Origin of the sequence: Paenibacillus sp. Soil750, assembly GCF_001428045.1 — a bacterium.
Taxonomy (GTDB): domain Bacteria; phylum Bacillota; class Bacilli; order Paenibacillales; family NBRC-103111; genus Paenibacillus_E; species Paenibacillus_E allorhizoplanae.
In genome coordinates, this window is sequence record NZ_LMSD01000010.1 from 219,667 (window position 1) to 238,177 (window position 18,511).

Annotated in this window: 12 protein-coding genes; 7 read left to right on the forward strand and 5 right to left on the reverse strand. The window is 44.4% G+C overall.

Features of this window, described 5'->3' with window-relative positions:
* Positions 1 to 24 precede the first annotated feature (24 nt).
* Positions 25 to 1,086 carry a LacI family DNA-binding transcriptional regulator gene (locus tag ASL11_RS11530; protein ID WP_056613635.1) on the forward strand — a complete coding sequence of 354 codons (1,062 nt, stop codon included), beginning with the start codon at positions 25 to 27 and terminating at the stop codon, positions 1,084 to 1,086.
* 84 nt (positions 1,087 to 1,170) lie between these two features.
* Here the strand turns inward: ASL11_RS11530 and ASL11_RS11535 are convergent, their stop codons facing one another.
* The 4 genes from ASL11_RS11535 to ASL11_RS11555 form a co-directional block, all read right to left on the reverse strand.
* Positions 1,171 to 2,136, reverse strand: a complete 966-nt coding sequence (locus ASL11_RS11535) for a cation diffusion facilitator family transporter (RefSeq protein ID WP_056613637.1) — start codon at positions 2,134 to 2,136, stop codon at positions 1,171 to 1,173.
* A 446-nt stretch (positions 2,137 to 2,582) separates the two neighbouring features.
* A complete protein-coding gene (locus tag ASL11_RS11540) occupies positions 2,583 to 3,677 on the reverse strand; it encodes a GerAB/ArcD/ProY family transporter (protein ID WP_056613639.1) in 1,095 nt (364 codons plus the stop codon).
* 237 nt (positions 3,678 to 3,914) lie between these two features.
* The gene (locus ASL11_RS11550) at positions 3,915 to 5,102 is read right to left on the reverse strand and encodes a Ger(x)C family spore germination protein (protein WP_063795546.1); all 1,188 of its coding nucleotides are present in this window, start codon (positions 5,100 to 5,102) and stop codon (positions 3,915 to 3,917) included.
* Entirely contained in the window at positions 5,077 to 6,681 is a 1,605-nt protein-coding gene (locus tag ASL11_RS11555; RefSeq protein ID WP_056613644.1) for a spore germination protein, read from the reverse strand. The genes ASL11_RS11550 and ASL11_RS11555 overlap by 26 nt, the downstream gene beginning before the upstream one ends.
* 450 nt (positions 6,682 to 7,131) lie before the next feature.
* On the opposite strand from ASL11_RS11555, the gene ASL11_RS11560 reads away from it, so the two are divergent.
* The 6 genes from ASL11_RS11560 to ASL11_RS11585 all read left to right on the forward strand — a co-directional run bounded on the left by ASL11_RS11560 (position 7,132) and on the right by ASL11_RS11585 (position 17,462).
* Positions 7,132 to 12,528, forward strand: a complete 5,397-nt coding sequence (locus ASL11_RS11560) for a glycerophosphodiester phosphodiesterase family protein (RefSeq protein ID WP_056613646.1) — start codon at positions 7,132 to 7,134, stop codon at positions 12,526 to 12,528.
* Positions 12,529 to 12,626: 98 nt separating this feature from the next.
* A complete protein-coding gene (locus ASL11_RS11565) occupies positions 12,627 to 13,175 on the forward strand; it encodes a glycerol-3-phosphate responsive antiterminator (RefSeq protein WP_056613647.1) in 549 nt (182 codons plus the stop codon).
* Positions 13,176 to 13,395: 220 nt separating this feature from the next.
* Positions 13,396 to 14,274 carry an HAD-IIA family hydrolase gene (locus ASL11_RS11570; protein ID WP_235550451.1) on the forward strand — a complete coding sequence of 293 codons (879 nt, stop codon included), beginning with the start codon at positions 13,396 to 13,398 and terminating at the stop codon, positions 14,272 to 14,274.
* An 11-nt stretch (positions 14,275 to 14,285) separates the two neighbouring features.
* Positions 14,286 to 15,617, forward strand: a complete 1,332-nt coding sequence (locus tag ASL11_RS11575) for an ABC transporter substrate-binding protein (protein ID WP_056613650.1) — start codon at positions 14,286 to 14,288, stop codon at positions 15,615 to 15,617.
* Positions 15,618 to 15,737: 120 nt separating this feature from the next.
* Positions 15,738 to 16,631 (forward strand): carbohydrate ABC transporter permease, encoded by an 894-nt coding sequence (locus tag ASL11_RS11580; protein ID WP_056613802.1) that lies wholly within the window; start codon positions 15,738 to 15,740, stop codon positions 16,629 to 16,631.
* A 15-nt stretch (positions 16,632 to 16,646) separates the two neighbouring features.
* Entirely contained in the window at positions 16,647 to 17,462 is an 816-nt protein-coding gene (locus ASL11_RS11585; protein ID WP_056613652.1) for a carbohydrate ABC transporter permease, read from the forward strand.
* Between the two features lie 335 nt (positions 17,463 to 17,797).
* Here ASL11_RS11585 and ASL11_RS11590 read toward each other — a convergent pair whose 3' ends face one another.
* On the reverse strand, positions 17,798 to 18,403 hold the full coding sequence (locus ASL11_RS11590; protein WP_056613654.1) for a hypothetical protein: 606 nt from the start codon (positions 18,401 to 18,403) through the stop codon (positions 17,798 to 17,800).
* Positions 18,404 to 18,511: the final 108 nt, after the last annotated feature.

Below are 18,511 nucleotides of genomic sequence, written 5' to 3' on the forward strand. Positions count from 1 at the left end.
GCGTTTCAAGAATGAGGGCATAGGATGAAAAAAAATAAACAAGCTACCATCGTCGATGTTGCCTCTGAGGCTGGCGTATCCATTGCGACGGTGTCGAATGTTATTAACCGTAGGAAGGTTCCGATGTCGCCGGAAACTATCCGCAAAGTAGAAGAAGCGGTTGTACGACTAGGTTATCGCCGGAACGTCATGGCAACGAATTTAAGTCGGCGACGCTCGAATGAGTTAGGGCTAATTCTCCCGCATTTTGGCGGGTATTATGGCAGATTTGCTGAGAAGCTGGAGCAGCGGTTTCACAGTTACGGCTATCATTTATCTGTATTCTCAGCGGCAGGCATGGATCCTGATGTTGAGACGCGGCATATAGAGCATTTACTGCAACGACGAGTGGACGGATTAGTTCTACATGGCTTGGCGATCAGCATGCATTCCACGCAGCAATTAGTGGGTGAAGGAACACCGCTTGTCATCTTTAACGGGTGGGGTTGGCCGAATGAGATCACGAAGCTAGCGGTGAATTTGGATTTTGCCAAGGCCTCGAGCCAGGCAGTTAAGTATTTTCTGTTGCATGGCTGCCGAGCTGTTTTCTATGCGGGAAGACGTAAGGGAATGGGCGCGAATGAGCAGCGAATCGAGGGTTTTCTCTCGGGGCTAGGACAGCGATCGGAGAAGATCGTGCATGCGCTTTTGGATGCAGGAGAGTTGGGTGTGGCCGGAGCTTTGGAAGAGGCGCTGCGTGTGAGCGGTGAACTGCGACCTATCGGCATATACACGTTTAATGATGCGTTAGCGCTGGAACTAATTGCTGAATGCCATGCACGAGGCATCCGTGTTCCTGAAGAAGTACAGCTTATAGGGATGGATAATGAGCATTTTGCGAAAGCGAGCATTCCTTCCATTACGAGCTTCGAGATGCCAGTCGAGCTGCAAACGCGTTTAGTCGCGGCTTTCCTGATGCGGCAGATGGGGGAAGAAGTAGACGAGGAAAGCGCGATGCTGCTGGATTCGTATCTGGCTCAGATGAAGGGCCATGAGCTGCTCATCGATATGGAGATGGTTGTGCGTAAATCTACGCATAACGAATAAAACCGTTAGTCACCTGGGGGAGGTGATTAACGGTTTGTTTGTATTTTTAGGAAGATGGCTTCCATCAAGTTGGTTAGCGGGAGGTTAGGAGTTGTGGTTTTGTTGTTTCAGCTGCTTTTGCTGCCGCAGGAAATCTTTTCCGTATTCCCCGTGTGGATTAATGTCCGCGTGTTCGATTTGAATCGTGGCATGCTCGATGCCGTACTTGCTTTTTAACGTCTCATTAATAGCGAGGATGACACAAAAAGGCTGAATATTGGGACTAATAAACACGTGCGCTGTCAGGGAATAATGGTCAGTCGAAACCGCCCAGAGATGCATTTCGTGGACATCTTCTACGCCTTCAACCTTCGCGATCACGGAGCGGATTTCGTCTAGATCGAACTTTTCAGGGACGGATTCCATCAGGATCATGAAGGATTCTCGAATGATTTTGCTACCACCTGTAAAAATAATGCCCCCAATCACTATCGAAATCAACGGATCGAACCAGAGAAGACCGGAGTAATAAATAACAATAGCTGAAATAATGACACCTACCGAGCTAAGCAAATCTCCGAAAAAGTGCCAGAGTGCGCTTTGCACATTCAGATTGTCTTCCTCTTTGACGCTGTTATGTAGAACCAACGTAAGGACGAGGTTAACGACGAACCCGATCGAGGCAATGCCTAGCATGAGTCCCAATTGTATGGGTTGAGGGTGGAGGACACGTTGGACGGCCTCAATACAAATCCCCAAAGCGATGATGCAAAGCGCTAATCCGTTGAGAAAAGAAGCAACAATTTCAAAGCGCAGGAATCCAAAAGTGAAGCGAGCATTGGGCTGGCGCGTAGCTAATTGGATGGCAACCATACTCAGACCAAGCGCAATGACATCTGAAATCATATGAGCCGAATCGGATAAAAGAGCAAGGGAATTCGAAAGCACCCCACCGATAATTTCAACCAGGGTAAAAAATGCCGTTAATATGAGGGTGACCCACAGGGTTTTTCTTGACTTACTTTGTTCTTTCACATGGTGGAGATGATGATAGTCATACTCGACGCTCATAGGGTTCCTCCTTATTTAGAATTATTCTAATTAATATATACTTAGTATATGCCACTTGGGTGAAACGTGCAACAGGAAATGGGGAAGAATTTGAAAGTGAGGTTAGGGAGGAGCGAAGCGGTGCAGTGCGGAGAGCATAGAGCGGAGACAGCAAATTAGAAAATAAAGCGTTTTCTAATTTGTAACAGAAATGAAATATTCCTGTTATGGTTCCATAATGTTCACTTGGTAATATAATAAACAAGACCCCCTTTTTAATATAAACTTTTAGAACCCAGCCCCGTTGGCTGGGTTCCTTTTTTTATGTAGAGGAGGAAATAATTGAAGGAAATAGAGCCCCTTAAATAAAGTGATGATGTATCAACGAGACTATTTCTTCCCACATTGCGTCTAGTTGTCGCTTTGAGGCTATGGACATCTTTTTAGAGCCCTTCTATCCATACTGTTCAACTGGTTTTCTCCTGCTTCAATTTAGAAGAACGGATCCAATCCACGATTAAATAGACAACGGGAATTAGCTCCGAAATCAAGAGAAATGCGAATTCTCCGTTTCCAAACAATTCATCTAGTTCGGTCTTCGACCTGACCATATAGATGGCGCAACCAACCACCATTGCCGTCATGGAGAAGGAAAATGGCTTATGATCCTTTAACGAGAGCGTTTGCGTTAAGCTGATAATAGCTAAATATATAAACAAACTAGCTTTGATAAACAAACTGGCTAACCAGACAGAGAATAGCAAAGGATCCAAACTTTCGAGTGCGGATCCGGCCTGGATATTTCGTATCAGCTCAAGCTGAGGGTAAGGCAAGTTAGAAGCTAAATGGGGACCGAAAACGAGAATTATAGGAATCAGGTTGGATAACACAATAAATACGGATGTAGCCGTCGCCAACCCCAGAGATTTCATCGTTTTATTGGAACTGGTGAAAAATGGAAACAAGAAGGGGATGTACGCCATTTCTGCAAAAAGAGCTGTGATCAGATAGGCGCCGTTCCATACCCCCTTCCAATCTAAGTGATTCACTAAGGCTATCGCCATTGGAGACATGATTTCGTGATGTACAAAAAAGGGGACAATCAGCACCCCAATAATGCTCAAGAAAAAGATTCCTTGTGAACAGCGGAAAATTGTTCCAACTCCGGAACGAACGGAATAGGCAAGACAAATTCCGAACAGTGCAGAAACAGCCCATTCCGGTGTACCAGGCAAGTAAACTACAACAATGTAATCTTGTAATTGTCTTGTAACAGTACTTGCAGATACTATGAAACAGATAATCATCGTACCCATCAGAGGATAGTGCAGCCAACCTAAAATATCTTTGCCATAATTCCCTAAAAATTGAGTTGGTCTCCTGATTGCTAGCCTATAGGATAAATAAGTAATCATAAGCCCCACGGCAGCGCCAATAATTAAGGATAGCCATGACATAAAGTGGGCATTTCTGGTAAGCGTATTAGTAAAGAAACCTAGAGTGGTTGTAAAAAGAAAAAGGGAGAACAGCATATAAATCTGCGATTGGGATACTCGCTCCATCGTGTTATCCTCCCTTTCAGTTTTCCATTCGAATGATATTTTCTATGGGTCCGAATATCATTTGAATACTCTCAGCTATTGTCCATTGTTCCCTTAAATAATAGATGACTTCAAAGCATAGAAATAGCAAGGTTGCGGTACCAAGCACATATTGGAAAGTGCGCTTTTTGCGTTTTTTATATGTCAAATAGCGCCATTCGTAACATACGATGCATACGTACAGGAAACAACTGACGATCATTGCGCCACCTCATTTAGCGAATCTGTTGTAACATGTACATGATTAAGATAAGTACCTATCTGCTTGATAGTGATGTTCGTTTCCGTCTCTATTTTGATGCTGCTGTATAGATCCCGCCATCGTGGCTTCATACTGTTCCACTTCACGGGATAATTCCAATCTATGTATTCTCCAAAACGGAAGGGATCCGATTGTACTTTTTTTGTCTTGTCGATCGCACTTGTCATTCGTTTATTTACTTCCATATCGAGACTTTGTCCAAGTTTCTCTAATTGTTTACTTTCCAACAAGTTTATATTGGAACTGGACGAAAGCACTTCAGCTTCGGCTTTACATTGAATGAGTATTTCGATCTGGTCTTCTCTGACTTTTGGGATGATATGAGTTTGAGCCCTTTTGACCATGAAGCTTACATCTTTGCCGTCGGTCGGGGAAGAAACCGAAATTTCTGCATCCTTCATTTTCCCAAGAATCCACAATCCCCCCCGCATTTCACCAGTATTTAATGTATCCACCATCTTCCCTTGCTTAAAAATAGCCGCACCACTGGTTCCCATCCATAATTGTTCCTTTTCCTTTTCGCTTTCAATTTTTGTCTTTCCAAATTTAAGCATAGCTACAATAATATCACCACCAGTAAGGAAATCCTTGATTGTGGAATCTACCGTAACATGTGAATTGGCGTACCCCACCAAAATATCAGTGGGAAATCTCTCCATTATGGCTGAAGTAGATTCAATGTCCCTGGCTTTTCCGGGCGTTACAAACAGGTAGGCGTTCATATGCATCGTCGGTTCACGGGCGAAGAAATCTAGGATTGATTCAAATCCCTCTTCGGCTAATTGTCTGCCAATAACAATCACGCGAGTTTGTCCGAAGCTGATTTTCCGTGACAAATCTGATTGGATTTTACGAAAAGCATCACTAATATCATTTCCAGTATTGGAAATGTATGTGTATGGTTTACCAGTCTGCTCCCCTCCTCCTCCTCCCGCCGATCCGGGAATCAATCGACTGGGCAACGTAAAATCAAGGGAAAGCTCGAGACCTGATTTGGTTTTGTCCAAAACCACCATTCGCACAAAAGCACGATCATTTAATTCAACGGATGACCAACACCCGGTAAGCAACAGCAGGGGCAGCAAACCACAAATATATTTAATCCTCTTCCTCCTCCATTCCATGTGCCCATTTACGGGATACTACCCGCTGTCTTGAAGAATTTGTTGCAGTACTTAAGGGGCGTTTCTTCATCAACCACCAAGGTACCCTAATTAAGGTGTCCTTAAGACCACTTATCTCCAAAGGAATGATTGGATATAGATATGGCGTACCAAAAGAACGCAAATTGACTAGATGAATGTAGATAAGAAGGATCCCGCAGGTTACTCCGAATAGGCCAAAAAAACCAGCCAAAATCATGATTGGAAACCGTAATAACCGCAAGGCCAAACCTAGATCGAAGTGCGGGTTAATAAAGGAGGAAATACCTGTCAATGAAACAATAATGACCATCGATGCCGATACAATCCCAGCTTCTACAGCAGCAGTGCCGATAATGAGCGCCCCGATAATGGACACCGCTTGACCGATCGCTTTGGGGATTCGCACCGCTGCTTCCCTTAATGCTTCAAAGGAGACTTCCATGATTAATGCCTCTATCAGTGCAGGAAAGGGTACAACTTCCCGTGATGACGTTACCGTGGTAAGCAGCCTTGCTGGGATCATCTCTGGATGAAATGTCGTGACTGCGATATAAAAGGAGGGCAAGAACAAAGAAACCATGACAAAGATGTAACGGATCCAGCGGATCCATGTCGCTGCGACATACCTTTGATAGTAGTCCTCTGCGGACTGCATCAGCATAAATAAAGTAGTCGGTGCAAGCAAAGCTATTGGTGTGCCATCCACCAGGATGGCTACTCGTCCCTCCGTTAAGGAAGCTGTAACCGTATCCGGACGTTCGGAATATTGCAACTGAGGGAAAGGTGAAAATGGACAATCCTCTATAAAATCCTCTACATAACTGCTTCCAAGGATGCTATCGATTTCAATACCCGACAGTCGCCTTCTCACTTCTTCTATCAGCTCTTGTTTGCATATTCCATGAACATATGCAATTACCACTCGGGTTTGCGTCAGGGTTCCAATGAGCATCGTTTCCATCTTTAAATCAGGAGTTTTCAGTCGTCTTCGGATCAGGGTCAGATTGATATCCAGGTTTTCTATAAAGGCTTCTCTTGGTCCTCGTAACACGGCTTCATTCGGTGCATCATCGATTGATCTTGACTTGTAAGAAGTGATTGAGAAATCGATCATTCTCTGTTCACCCTCGACAAGCAGCAGGGCATGTCCATCTAGAATAGCCGTTACTCCTTGTTGCATGGTAGTTATCTCTTTTTGTTCAGTAACAGATAACTGCTTCTGATCGAAGATTTGAATACGGAATTGGTTCGCGTCCTGCGCATGTAGAGATAAGATACAATTCAGAATTTCCTCTTGAATCGTTTTCAGATCAATCATGCCACTCAAATAGACCAATGCGCACTTTTGATCAGGACCTGCAACGAATGTATGATAAACCACATCGGAACAGCTGGTTAACTGTTGATGAATCCAGTCCAGCCGCTTCTCAAGCTGTACATCGCTCATTAAGGATATGTCAGCATGAGTTTGACCTTGATCATTGAGGGTGGCTGCCTTGTTTTGTTGCGTGTTTCCACTTTTAAATTGCTTTCGGCTAAGCCGTTGAAATAACGACATGCTCTGTGTATCCCCTCGTCTTGGCTTAAGTTACGCTTTCCAATGCTGTTAAGATAAAATTCTTATACCTTATTAAGTATCTCCACCAGCTAACTTGATTATTACAAAAATGGAAACGATAGTAATGTTTACAAAAAAAGTTTTGAAGATCTTGGCTTCCTGAAGTAGCATGATATTTTACAATTTCTTATTCCACATATAACACTTCAATAACACTCATTCGCTAGAATGACTATAGGACAACTAAATAGGGCAAGGGTAGAGACGCGGAGAAAACCCTTCATGCAGCAAATGAACGGCTAGTGGAAGCTAGCAGAGGTCATTTGTATGCGTGAAGGGTTTTTTGTGTTCTCCAAAACAGATAGGAGGATTTCAAGAAGATTGTGAGTAGCATTCTGCTGTTTTAACACGTATATGTATTCATCCATTTTCCAAGAAAGGGTTGATTCTATGAAGCGATATAAAAAGGTTTTGAATAGTCTACTAGTCGCTACATTAGTTACTAGCTTAGCACCAATTGGTCTAATGAATGTCCAAGAGGCTCAGGCTGCGGGAGATGTAAGAAATTCACTCGATGTGAGGAAGACGGTTAATGCTCCGGTGATTGACGGGGATTTGGATGAGTCACTTTGGACAATTAATCAAAGGTTAACGAAACAAACAGGCGATGGAACGTTTAAAGATAGCAAATTCGGTATGCTCTGGGACAATAAGTACCTGTACATTGGGGTTAAGGCAGATGATGAGAGTCTAATGGCAGCAGGTTCGGGGAATTGGTTTGAACAGGATAACATTAATTTCTTCCTAGATCCAACGATGCACCAGTCTGCCCCTTATGCAGCAGATGATTTACAACTCGGTTTTGTGTATCAAGCAGATTCTACTTCTCCTGAGTTTCATTACGGAGCCGCAACAAATGGACAAAGCAGCAAGGATCAGAACAAGATTTTGCGTGCCATAAAGAAAACCGCTTCGGGTTGGTCTTTAGAAACTGCTGTACCATGGGATATGTTGAAGATGGATCCAGTGCTGACGAAGAGGCTGGGCTTGGAAATTGGGGTAACAGATCGTTATGGGGCGGATGCTGCACAGCAAAGAAACAGTTACTGGAGTGCATATCAATCGAGCTCATTTTGGAATGATACTTCTGGTTTTGGGGTGATCAACCTCGTGGACAGCAATCCAGTGACAGATCTGGTGAATCCTGTGCTGCTGCAGGAAAATTTCGATGCGAACCCAACGGGCACAATTCCTTACGGATGGATTTCTGATGTGAATGCGGGAAGCCCGCCGTTTACAGTCGTGCAGGATACATATGGCAATGGACGAATGACGTTCAATGGAAATACCTCGGGTAAACAAGCGCGAGTGGTTGCTCCAGTACAATGGGACAACTATACGGTGGAAGCGGATATAAAATTCGAGTCAGTGGCTAATAACTTAAGATGGGCAGCACTAATGGTTAGAGTACCTTCTACAGGGAAATATCCTTACAATCAAATGGCCATTCGTCAAAATGGTACTTATGAATTTGCTTATCGCCAACCTGATGGAAATTGGACTGCAACAACACCAATCTCCGGTAGTTGGAAAGCACTAACATTAAACTCTGATTATTCAATGAAGGTTCGGGTTTTTGGCAATAACGTCAAGGAGTATATGAAAGCAAAGTCAGATCCAAGCTACACGATGGTAACCGACACTACGCTTCCTACAACAGTGGTAATGGAGAAAGGGAAAGTTGGATTCCAAGCGGATTCAAGTAAGGTTTCGTTCGACAACCTGAAGGTAACGCGAATAACGGCAGATAGGCTTGATCTCGTTCTACCTAACACGATGGAAGCGTTGAGCGGACCGATAAGCGTTACCGGCAGTGTGTATTACTCGGATGGTATTAGTGAAACTATTTCAAACAAACCATTCAAGTACTACTCCTCGGATGAGTCGATCATCAAGGTTTCGAATAATGCGCTATATCCAATTAAGGCGGGGAGCGCAACGGTCAGGGTGATTTACGATACGGCTGAGTACTTGCAAGAAGTAACCGTAACACCGAGTACGGTACCAGCGAAAGTAAATTCCTTCAAGCACGATGAAGGTTACTTTTTAGCTACAGTGAATCAACCGGTACCCTTAAATGCAATCGTGTTTAAAGCTGATTTTAGTGATTTTACGTCAGGTACAGTGACAGGCAGCGATTTGACCTGGGCAACAAGCAGCCCGTCCGTTGTTGTGAACAGTACCAGCCTGAGCGTTCTCCAGAAAGGTGTGTACACCCTAACTGCTCAAAAAGACGGTGTCTCCATTTCTATACTTGTTGTAGCGAAAGAAGCAACGGATAGTGAGTATGTGCTTTATGAAGAAAATTTTGATCAGCTAACGGAAGGAACACTTCCCGCAGGCTGGACACGCAAAGAAGGAACGACAGCGAGCAAAGCTGTTGTTAAAGCGGGAGGATTTGAATTGGATGCGGCAGCATCACCGGATAATCCGTCGCGAGTACTTTTGCCAGACTTCCTAGGGGCATTTGGCAATTATAAAATCGAAGCTGATGTGACGCATTTGCAAGCGAACGATAATGCTAGATGGCATTCCATCATGTATCGCATTCAAAACAATGATTATCCGTATTATCAAATGGCGGTCAGAAAAGATGCTAAAGCTGCCAATGGTGTGGAATTTGCTGAAAGAACGACAGCTAATGCCTGGAACGTCATGGATACGGGTGCTTTTACGGAAGCCATAGACGCTAGCAAACTGTACCATTATACGGTCAAGGCATTTGACAATCGTGTGATGGAGATCATAAACGACAAGGTTGTCGTGGATACGGACAATGCAGGTTTGTATGCAAAAGGAAGAATTGGTTTACAATCCAACGGCAGCAAAATGAGGGTAGACAATATCCGCATTACTTTACAACGGGATGCGCTGCCTTTATCCGCGACTCAGAAATATGTAAGTGTGACGGAGCCTACTACGAAAATTGCGATGGCTTCCACCGTTGTGACGGAGATTGCAACTGCCAACGATTTATCCAAACTGACAGGTACTTCCTTACCTGCTACCGCCATCTTGCATGTCAACAAGGATCTTAAAGTGACTGATGCTAGCAGTCAAACCGTGATTGGGGAGTTGGATTCGATCCTAACAACGCTCGGAACTTCAACGATGGCTGCCTTCAATGTCAAGGATGAGCAGACGGTAGATGCCTTGGTGCCTTATTTGAAAGCGAATAGTATCGAGGATGTATTTGTTATATCAAGCAATGGCGATTTGGTTAAAAAGGCCAGACTAGCGTATCCAATCATACGCGGAATCGTGGATTTTACCAGTAAATCGATTGAGAACAACGATCAACTGCTAGAAATTCGTCAGATAACCAATACAAGCCTCGCACATATTGCGGTGCTTCCACAGCAGGCTGCTACAAGAGAAAATACGAACTATCTGCAAATGAGAACGATCATGGTATGGGCGAAAAATGCTTCGACAGCTAATGTGGATAATCTTGCCTTGCATACGCTGATTACAGCGGGTGTTAACGGGATTGTGACGAGCACGCCAAGTGCGGCTTTCAATGCATTAAGTTTGTACAACAATAATACGACTTTGATACGCAAACCGTATATTATTGGACATCGCGGATTGCCGACTGCTGCACCAGAGAATACGATTGAGAGTAATATTTTGGCGCTGGATAATGGGGCAGATTTCATTGAAAATGACGTTTATATTTCCAAGGATGGCTACCTCGTCATTCATCATGATGGCGAATTATCTGGAACGACGAATGGCACGGGCAATATTGAGAATTATACTTTGGCCGAAATCAAGGCGCTCAATGCCAATAAGCCACATCCGACTGACTATCCAAATGTGAAAATTCCGACATTGGAAGAACAAATTGATCTCGTTCAGCAACGGGGCAAAATGATCATGAACGAGATTAAGACGTCCACACCATCGGCTATTGATGCTTTCGTTCAGTTGGTCCAATCTAAAAATGCCGAAGCTGATATCGACAACATGTCGTTCGTTGCTAATCAGATCTCGCGTATGAACAGTTTGATGCCGACGATGCCTTCAGGCCTGTTATCAAGCTTGTCCGGCGGGAACAACGTGAAAGGCATGCTGCGCACGGTACTTAGCTCCATCCAGCCCTTGAATGCTACGTTCAATAATGGCTACGGCGGTATCTCGCAGAACTTTATGGAGGCTGCTAAGCATCGTGGCATCTTGATTTCACCTTGGACACTCAATGATCGTACAGCGTTTAATCGATTCTTCATAAATGGCGCTTGGGGCTTAACGACCGACTATGCCAACTGGGCTGCAGATATGGCGGCAGCGATTAAACCGGAGAAATCGGAGTTTACGCTTAAGAAGAATGAAACGATTCCGATTCAGGCCAGCGTGACAACGTACAAAGGGGATACAACAAGCATTGCACCTGAGATTGTTATGTTGGATGGGCAAAATTCCTTTGAAGTAAACGGCAATGAGGTTACAGCGAATGGTAAAGGTTCAGGTATAGCGCACGCGTTGTTACGATACGCCTACACGATGAATGATGGCAATAAGTATGACTTGTACACACAGCCAATCACGCTGAATGGACCAAGTGAGCCAAGTGTACCAGATGACAGTGAGCAAAATGGTGGCAGCGTAGGTGGAGGTACGGAAATTAAGGATTCTGCGTTCAAAGTGACAGATGCATTGATTCAAGCGGCCATTCAACAATCGGGAACGGACAAAAAGCTGATTGTTACCGTGCCATTGAATGAGAAGAAGGATCAAGCTGTTGCCATCCTGACACCAGCAGCCATTCAAGCCGTGTTGTCGGCTGCAAGCAATCATACCGTAATTATTCAAACTGAACTTGGTTCCTACGAGCTAAATCTGTCAGCTGTAGATTTGCTAGCTTGGGCAAAGAAGCTGGGAATTTCAGAAGATAAGCTGAACTTGACTATTCAAATTAACTTAAATGAAAAAGCTGCAGCAGAAGCTACTGCAAACGGAAAAGATGTTAAGAAAGCTGTTGAATTTACACTTACAGTAGGAACTGAAGAAGGCAAGAATGAAGAAATTTCGAACTTCCATCAGTATATTGCTAGATCCATTAAGCTAGATGCTGTAACGGACATAAAGGCATTGGCTGCTGTACGTGTAGAACAAGATGCGAAAGGCAATACCGTGTATCATCCAGTTCCATTCTCGATTCAAGGCAATGATGCTCTCATTTACAGCCGCACGAACAGCACGTATCTACTTTTGGCTAACCCAGTGACTTTCAGTGATTTAGAACATCATTGGTCCAAACAGATCGTGGAATCCATGGCGAATAAAATGATCGTTCAGGGTGAAGGGGCTTCGAGCTTTGTACCTGATCGACAAGTAACACGAGCAGAGTTTGCCGCTTTACTGGTGAGATCATTTGGCGTATCTTCCTCACAAGCGACTGTTACAAGCTTTAAGGATGTCAAGGCTACGGATTGGTTTGCAACGGCAGTCAGCCTTGCGGCAGATGCTGGACTCGTAAGTGGTTATGAAGACCACACATTCCGACCAGATGCACCAATCTCGCGCCAGGAAATGACTGTTATGATTGACCGAGCATTACAATTCGCAGGCTTTAACGCAGAATTGAAACCAAGTAGCTCGGTCACGTTCAATGATGAAGTGAATATCGCCGAGTGGGCTAAGGATGCAATCCGAACAGCGTCTGCGTTGAAGATTATTAACGGCAGGGATGGAAATGTCTTTTCTCCGCTGAGTACCGGCACTCGTGCAGAAAGTGCAGTGATGCTAAGCCGCATGCTGCAAGCTCTAAACTTTTCTAACTAATGGCATGGTTAGCATCTCCTCCAAGAAAGGATTGGCGGAGGGGATGTTAATCCTTAGCAAACAAAAGTTTGTTAAGGTTAAAGTGGGGGTGGGGGAGCATGTTGAAGAAGTACCCAATTATAGCATCGGTAACCAAAGACGATCAGCTCGCGAAAGTACTTGAAAGTGATGTGACCCGAGTTAATCTAATGACAGGTCATATTGGTAATTTGGAAACCATTATGGGTCAGCTTCACCAAGCAGGAAAACAAGTATATGTCCATCTTGAAATGGTGGGCGGCCTTGGCCGGGATGCACATGCGGTAGGGTATTTGGCCGAAAAGTTTAAAGTGGACGGTATTGTTACGACCAAGTCCAATGCGGTTGCAGCAGCTAGACAAGCTGGCATCAAAAGCATACAGCGTATTTTTATTATTGATACAGCTGCACTACAAACAGCAGTACGAATGATCAACAGTACACAGCCGGACGAAGTTGAGCTCATGCCAGGCTTAATGCCGAGAGTGATCAAAGAATTGAAAAGCACCATCAAACAACCGTTGATCGTCGGAGGTCTTATTCGATACGAAAAAGAAATTGTAGAAGCGCTAGATAGTGGTGCTGATTACATTTCCATTGGAGATCCAAGCATGTGGAACGGACACTAAGTTTACAAAATGACTAAATTACGATAATTTTCCGCTAACAATTATCATCTATAGTAAAACTATGAATATCACACGAACTGAAACATCGGGTCGAGACCAGGAGAAAACCCTTGTCCAGGAAAATGTGAAAATAAGCAGGAGCATGCTTGTCATACTCTGAATTGGCTTGTTTTCGTGTTTTTTGGATAAGGGTTATTTTTATTGAAAGTGAGGCAGTACTGTGGCAGATACATCTAGATTTCCTGAACGTGGAATCGATGACAAGATTACTACCCAGCATTTTCAGCGAGCACATTCAAGGAAAAGCAGTAAGGAGTTGCATGAATTCAAAGGCTATTTATTCGATTTGGACGGTACCATTTATTCGGGCAGTAAGCTTTTGCCGGGTGTATTGAGCACCGTGAACTGGCTGCGTGAGCAAGACAAATCGGTGATGTTCGTTACGAATACAACGATTCGGACTAAGGAAAGCGTGCATCAGCGGCTTAGCGAATTAGGCGTTCCCTGCGAGGTGGATGAAGTACTTACGGCCTTATGTGTGGCAGGGAAGTTTTTTCAAGAACGTGAGCCGAATGCCACTGTACTGATGATCGGTGAAGCGGCTATGGAGCAAGAATTGGCGCGTAATCGAGTAAAGACGACGGAGAATCCGCTGCTTGCAACACATGTACTTGTCGGATTGGACAGGCAGTTTACATTTGAAAAGCTGACAGCGGGCGTGAATGCCCTGCGAAACGGGGCTAAGCTAATCGCTGCTAATCCAGATCCCTTTTGTCCGATCGATGATGGTGTGATCCCGGATACATGGTCGCTCGTCAAAGCACTGGAAACAGCCAGCCTTCAGAAAACCGTCCATGTGATCGGCAAGCCGTCCGCGTACTATGCGCAAAAGGCCTTCGACCAACTGCATATTTTGCCATCACAATGCTTAATGGTTGGCGATCGGCTATCCACCGATATTCAATTCGGGAATTCAAACGATATGTACACCGCACTGGTGCTGACTGGTGCTGACACTAAGAACGATATCGTAAGGACAGGCATTGAACCTGATTATATTTTGCATGAGCTGAGTGAAATTACATTTAATCACCTTTAGGAGGAAAAACAATGAAAAAAGCACTCGTATCATTATTACTGGTAACTATGGTAGCAACAGCTTGCGCGAAGGGTGAGAGCAACACAGATACCAAGACTGCTGCAGCACCGACAACACCTTCGGCAAGCACTGAAGCTACAGCGAACACGAAGCCAGTTGAACTACAATTTTACTTCCCTGTAGCGGTTGGTGGTCCTATAACAAAGCTGATTGACCAGCTGGCTGACGATTTCCACAAAGAAAACCCAACGATTACGGTAAAACCCGTATATGGGGGCAGCTATCAAGATACAATGACCAAGGTTGCAACAGCTGTACAGGGTGGTAATTCACCTGACGTAGCGGTGCTGCTATCAACTGATTTGTACAGCTTAATTTCTATGAAGGCCATTGAAGATTTGACACCTCGCTTCTCCAAAGAGTATTTTAACGGCTTCTATGAAGCGTTCATGGGGAACACCAAGTCCGGGGATACGGTATGGAGCGTACCATTCCAACGCAGTACAATCGTGCTGTACTACAACAAGGATTTATTTAAAAAAGCAGGTCTAGATCCGGAGAAGGCGCCTAAGAATTGGACGGAACTGAAGGAATATGCAGCTAAGCTCACGACCAGTGACAAATCGCAATGGGGCCTTGAAATCCCTAGCACTGGTTATCAGTATTGGATGACGCAAGCACTATCCCTTCAAACGGGCACCAATATTGTTTCAGCTGACGGCAAGCAAGTGTTCTTCAATAAGCCGGAAGTGCAGGAAGCTCTGCAATTTTACACGGATTTAGGTCGCAAGGATAAAGTTATGCCAGAAGGTACACTTGAGTGGGCAACCGTGCCATCCGATTTCATTAGCGGGAAAACGGCTATGATGTATCATACAACAGGAAATCTGACCAAAGTCAAAACCGATGCGAAATTCAACTTTGGTGTAGCGTTCCTACCTGCCAACAAAAAGTATGGTTCCCCGACAGGCGGCGGCAATCTGTATGTGTTCAAAAACATTCCAGATGACCGCAAAGCTGCATCCGTTAAATTCATTCAATTCTTAACACAGCCAGATCGTGTAGCGCAATGGTCAATCGATACCGGCTATGTAGGCACGACGAAGGCCGCTTATGAGACAGACAAGCTGAAAAACTACATTAAGGATTTCCCACAAGCGGCTGTTGCTAGAGATCAGCTCCAATATGCTGACAGTGAGCTTTCAACATACCAAAACGGTCAAGTAACGAAGCTATTTAACGATAATATCCAAGCAGCCTTGCTAGGAACGATGACGCCGAAAGAAGCATTGGATAAATCCCAGCAGCAAGCGGATGACATTCTGAAAAGCTTTCAAAAATAGCAGCAAGATGACGTAAAACGGCAGGGAAGCGTTCGGCTAACGGAGGTTAACTCCAAGTTAGTGGCCTGCGCTTCCCTTCCTCAGGCTTTCACGACCTATGAGAAAGAGGGAATTTCCTTGATGCAACCGTCACTTCGAACAAAAAGGAAGATCAACTGGAGAGAAAATGGTTTCGCCTATGCATTGCTCATACCCTCACTCTTATTTTTAGGCTTATTTACGTTTTACCCCATCTTAAAATCAATCTACTGGAGCTTTTACAGCTCCGATTTCACCGACAAAACGTTTGTCGGGTTGGATCAATATGTGCATGTCTTTCAAGACGATATTTTCTTGAAGGTGTTGAAAAATAATGTGCTGCTTGCCATAGGCACGGTTCCGGTAAGTATTTTACTAGCCATGTACGTAGCCGTATGGGTTAATAATAAGCTTAGAGGCACAGGCTTGCTGCGTGCACTTTTTTTCTATCCGACGGTCATTCCGATGATTGCGATCGCCAATATATGGCTGTTTATCTATACACCAAGCTATGGGTTGCTCGATAAGTTTTTAAATGTGTTTGGCATACCGACCCAGCATTGGCTAGGAGATCCGCATTGGGTTCTCTTTTCGATGATGTTGATGGTGATCTGGAAGGAGGCCGGCTTTTTTATGATTTTTTATTTGGCTGGCTTGCAAAATTTAGCGAAAGAAGTGTACGAAGCTGCGGAAATGGAGGGGGCACGCCCTTTTCAAACTTTCCGTAAGCTGACATTTCCACTCTTAATGCCGACAACACTTTTCGTGATGGTAATCGCGACGACGAATTCGTTTAAATTGGTAGATCACCTGTACATTATGACGAAAGGCGGTCCCAATAACGCAAGTAATTTGCTGTTATATCATATTTATGAGACGGCTTTCAGCTTTTGGGATATGGGAAAAGCGTCGGTCCTTACCGTCGTGCTGCTCGTGATCTTACTCAGTATTTCAATCTTTAATTATGCATTTCTGGATAAACGCATCCATTACTAGAAAGGAGTCAGCATCATGGTCGTAAGGGTCACTAATCGTTTGGTCATCGCGCTGCTGGCGATTGCTTTTGCTGTACCGCTCGTGTGGGCTGTCTTTACTTCGTTTACGCCGTCTAGTGAAGTCATTACCCGTGTAAACCCCTTTTCGGTTCAGCATCCCACCTTCCAAAACTACAAGACAGCTTGGGAAACTATCTCCTTTCTTCGCTATTATTCCAATACGATCATCATTGTACTTGGTGTGCTGGCTGTACAACTGATTACAGCTACGCTTGCGGCGTACGCTTTTGCCAGATTAAATTTCGTAGGTCGAGGCGTTATGTTCATGCTCTTTCTTGTCCAAATCATGATACCGCCTGACATTCTCATTTTTCCGAATTACACGATTATGAAAGAATTGGGCCTGGTTGACACGAAGCTGGCGATCATGCTGCCGTATTGGGCGTCCTCGTTCAGTGTTTTCTTGCTTAGGCAAACGTTTAAGCAAATCCCAATCGATTTAGACGAAGCTGCGAGGATGGATGGCTGTCGTTGGTGGCAAACGCTTTGGCACGTATATCTGCCTTCAGCTAAATCGACCTATATCGCGTTTGGCTTAATTTCCGTCAGCGCGCACTGGAACGATTTCATGTGGCCACTCATCATCACAAACTCTATCGAAACAAGGCCGCTCACGGTCGGAATTGCGATTTTTGCCCAATCGTTTGAAACAGGCGCGCAATGGGGGACGGTAACGGCGGCTACCGTGTTGGTCATCCTGCCGCTATTAACGGCATTTTTCGTCTTTCAGCGTCAGTTTGTAGAAAGCTTCATGCATTCGGGTATTAAATAGTGATGATGAGCTACATTTGCTGGTTGGAAAACAACCAAGAAGCTGATTCATATCCCTCCTGATTGGTTAAATCTTCCTATAGAGACTTTACAATCAGGAGGGATGAAGTTTGAGTAAAAAACGCGCAAAGCGCAGACGCACACCTCTAGCCCTTTATCTTGCAGCACTTACGATTACAGTGGCGATTACTAACATAGAAGAAGTGTCCTAGCTTGTAGCCATTTTCCTTGCGTACTTAGATGAAATAGAAAAAAGCCCAATGCATGGGTTTTTTTTGCTATCAGAGCGTTATGGATACGGGGGAGTACTGGCCGCATGAATCTTTTTTCCTCAAATTAATCAAATTGAACTTCCTGATCCAAAATGATCTCTTTAGGCGGAGACTCCATCGGGCTGGCATACGGAATTAAGGCAAAATGTAAGCCCTCTAAGTTGTCAGGTAAACGCGGTGTGACAAGGTAGGTTATTTGGGTTTGTCCGCCGCCGCCCCTTGAGCCATTTCTCATGACACGATAGAGTTCAGGACCTATTACATCAAGCTGGAGTTGTGGTCGGAAGTTGCCAAAATGCCCGTCCAGTTGAATGAGCTTGATTTCAACATAGACAATACTGCTGTGTTGATGTTGCATGGTATGTGTCAATGTATAGGAAAAGTCACCGACGACGGTTTTCTTCATGATGGGTACGACGTGCTCTAGATCACCTGGTTCATTCGGCATGACAGGGTAATGCTCATTCAGACTGTTAAGAAGCCAGTTGATTTGTGGAATTTCAATACCGAATCGCGTTGACCATTCTTGGAGGACTTCCTTTTGCGGGTAATATCGTCTGCCTTTTGCAATGGATTTGCGCTCCGTTAGCAGTTGCAGAAGCGATTCATCAATTTTCTTCATTTCATCATTGTATTCATTGGGTACCAAATGCATTTCGGACCAAGCCATTGTCATGTACCTCCAGTTTCCAATTGTATCCATATAGTATAACGGTTAATGAGAGGTTGGAAAAGTTTTGTGAAAATCCCATGTATTCTTCTGGACGATTCCCCATGT

Excerpts from the sequence above, each read along its gene's own strand:
- ASL11_RS11575 (WP_056613650.1), top strand. The coding sequence starts at position 14,286 with ATGAAAAAAGCACTCGTATCATTATTACTGGTAACTATGGTAGCAACA.
- ASL11_RS11565 (WP_056613647.1), top strand. The coding sequence starts at position 12,627 with ATGTTGAAGAAGTACCCAATTATAGCATCGGTAACCAAAGACGATCAG.
- ASL11_RS11540 (WP_056613639.1), bottom strand. The coding sequence starts at position 3,677 with ATGGAGCGAGTATCCCAATCGCAGATTTATATGCTGTTCTCCCTTTTT.
- ASL11_RS11530 (WP_056613635.1), top strand. The coding sequence starts at position 25 with ATGAAAAAAAATAAACAAGCTACCATCGTCGATGTTGCCTCTGAGGCT.
- ASL11_RS11590 (WP_056613654.1), bottom strand. The coding sequence starts at position 18,403 with ATGGCTTGGTCCGAAATGCATTTGGTACCCAATGAATACAATGATGAA.
- ASL11_RS11585 (WP_056613652.1), top strand. The coding sequence starts at position 16,647 with ATGGTCGTAAGGGTCACTAATCGTTTGGTCATCGCGCTGCTGGCGATT.
- ASL11_RS11535 (WP_056613637.1), bottom strand. The coding sequence starts at position 2,136 with ATGAGCGTCGAGTATGACTATCATCATCTCCACCATGTGAAAGAACAA.
- ASL11_RS11550 (WP_063795546.1), bottom strand. The coding sequence starts at position 5,102 with ATGGAATGGAGGAGGAAGAGGATTAAATATATTTGTGGTTTGCTGCCC.
- ASL11_RS11580 (WP_056613802.1), top strand. The coding sequence starts at position 15,738 with ATGCAACCGTCACTTCGAACAAAAAGGAAGATCAACTGGAGAGAAAAT.
- ASL11_RS11555 (WP_056613644.1), bottom strand. The coding sequence starts at position 6,681 with ATGTCGTTATTTCAACGGCTTAGCCGAAAGCAATTTAAAAGTGGAAAC.
- ASL11_RS11560 (WP_056613646.1), top strand. The coding sequence starts at position 7,132 with ATGAAGCGATATAAAAAGGTTTTGAATAGTCTACTAGTCGCTACATTA.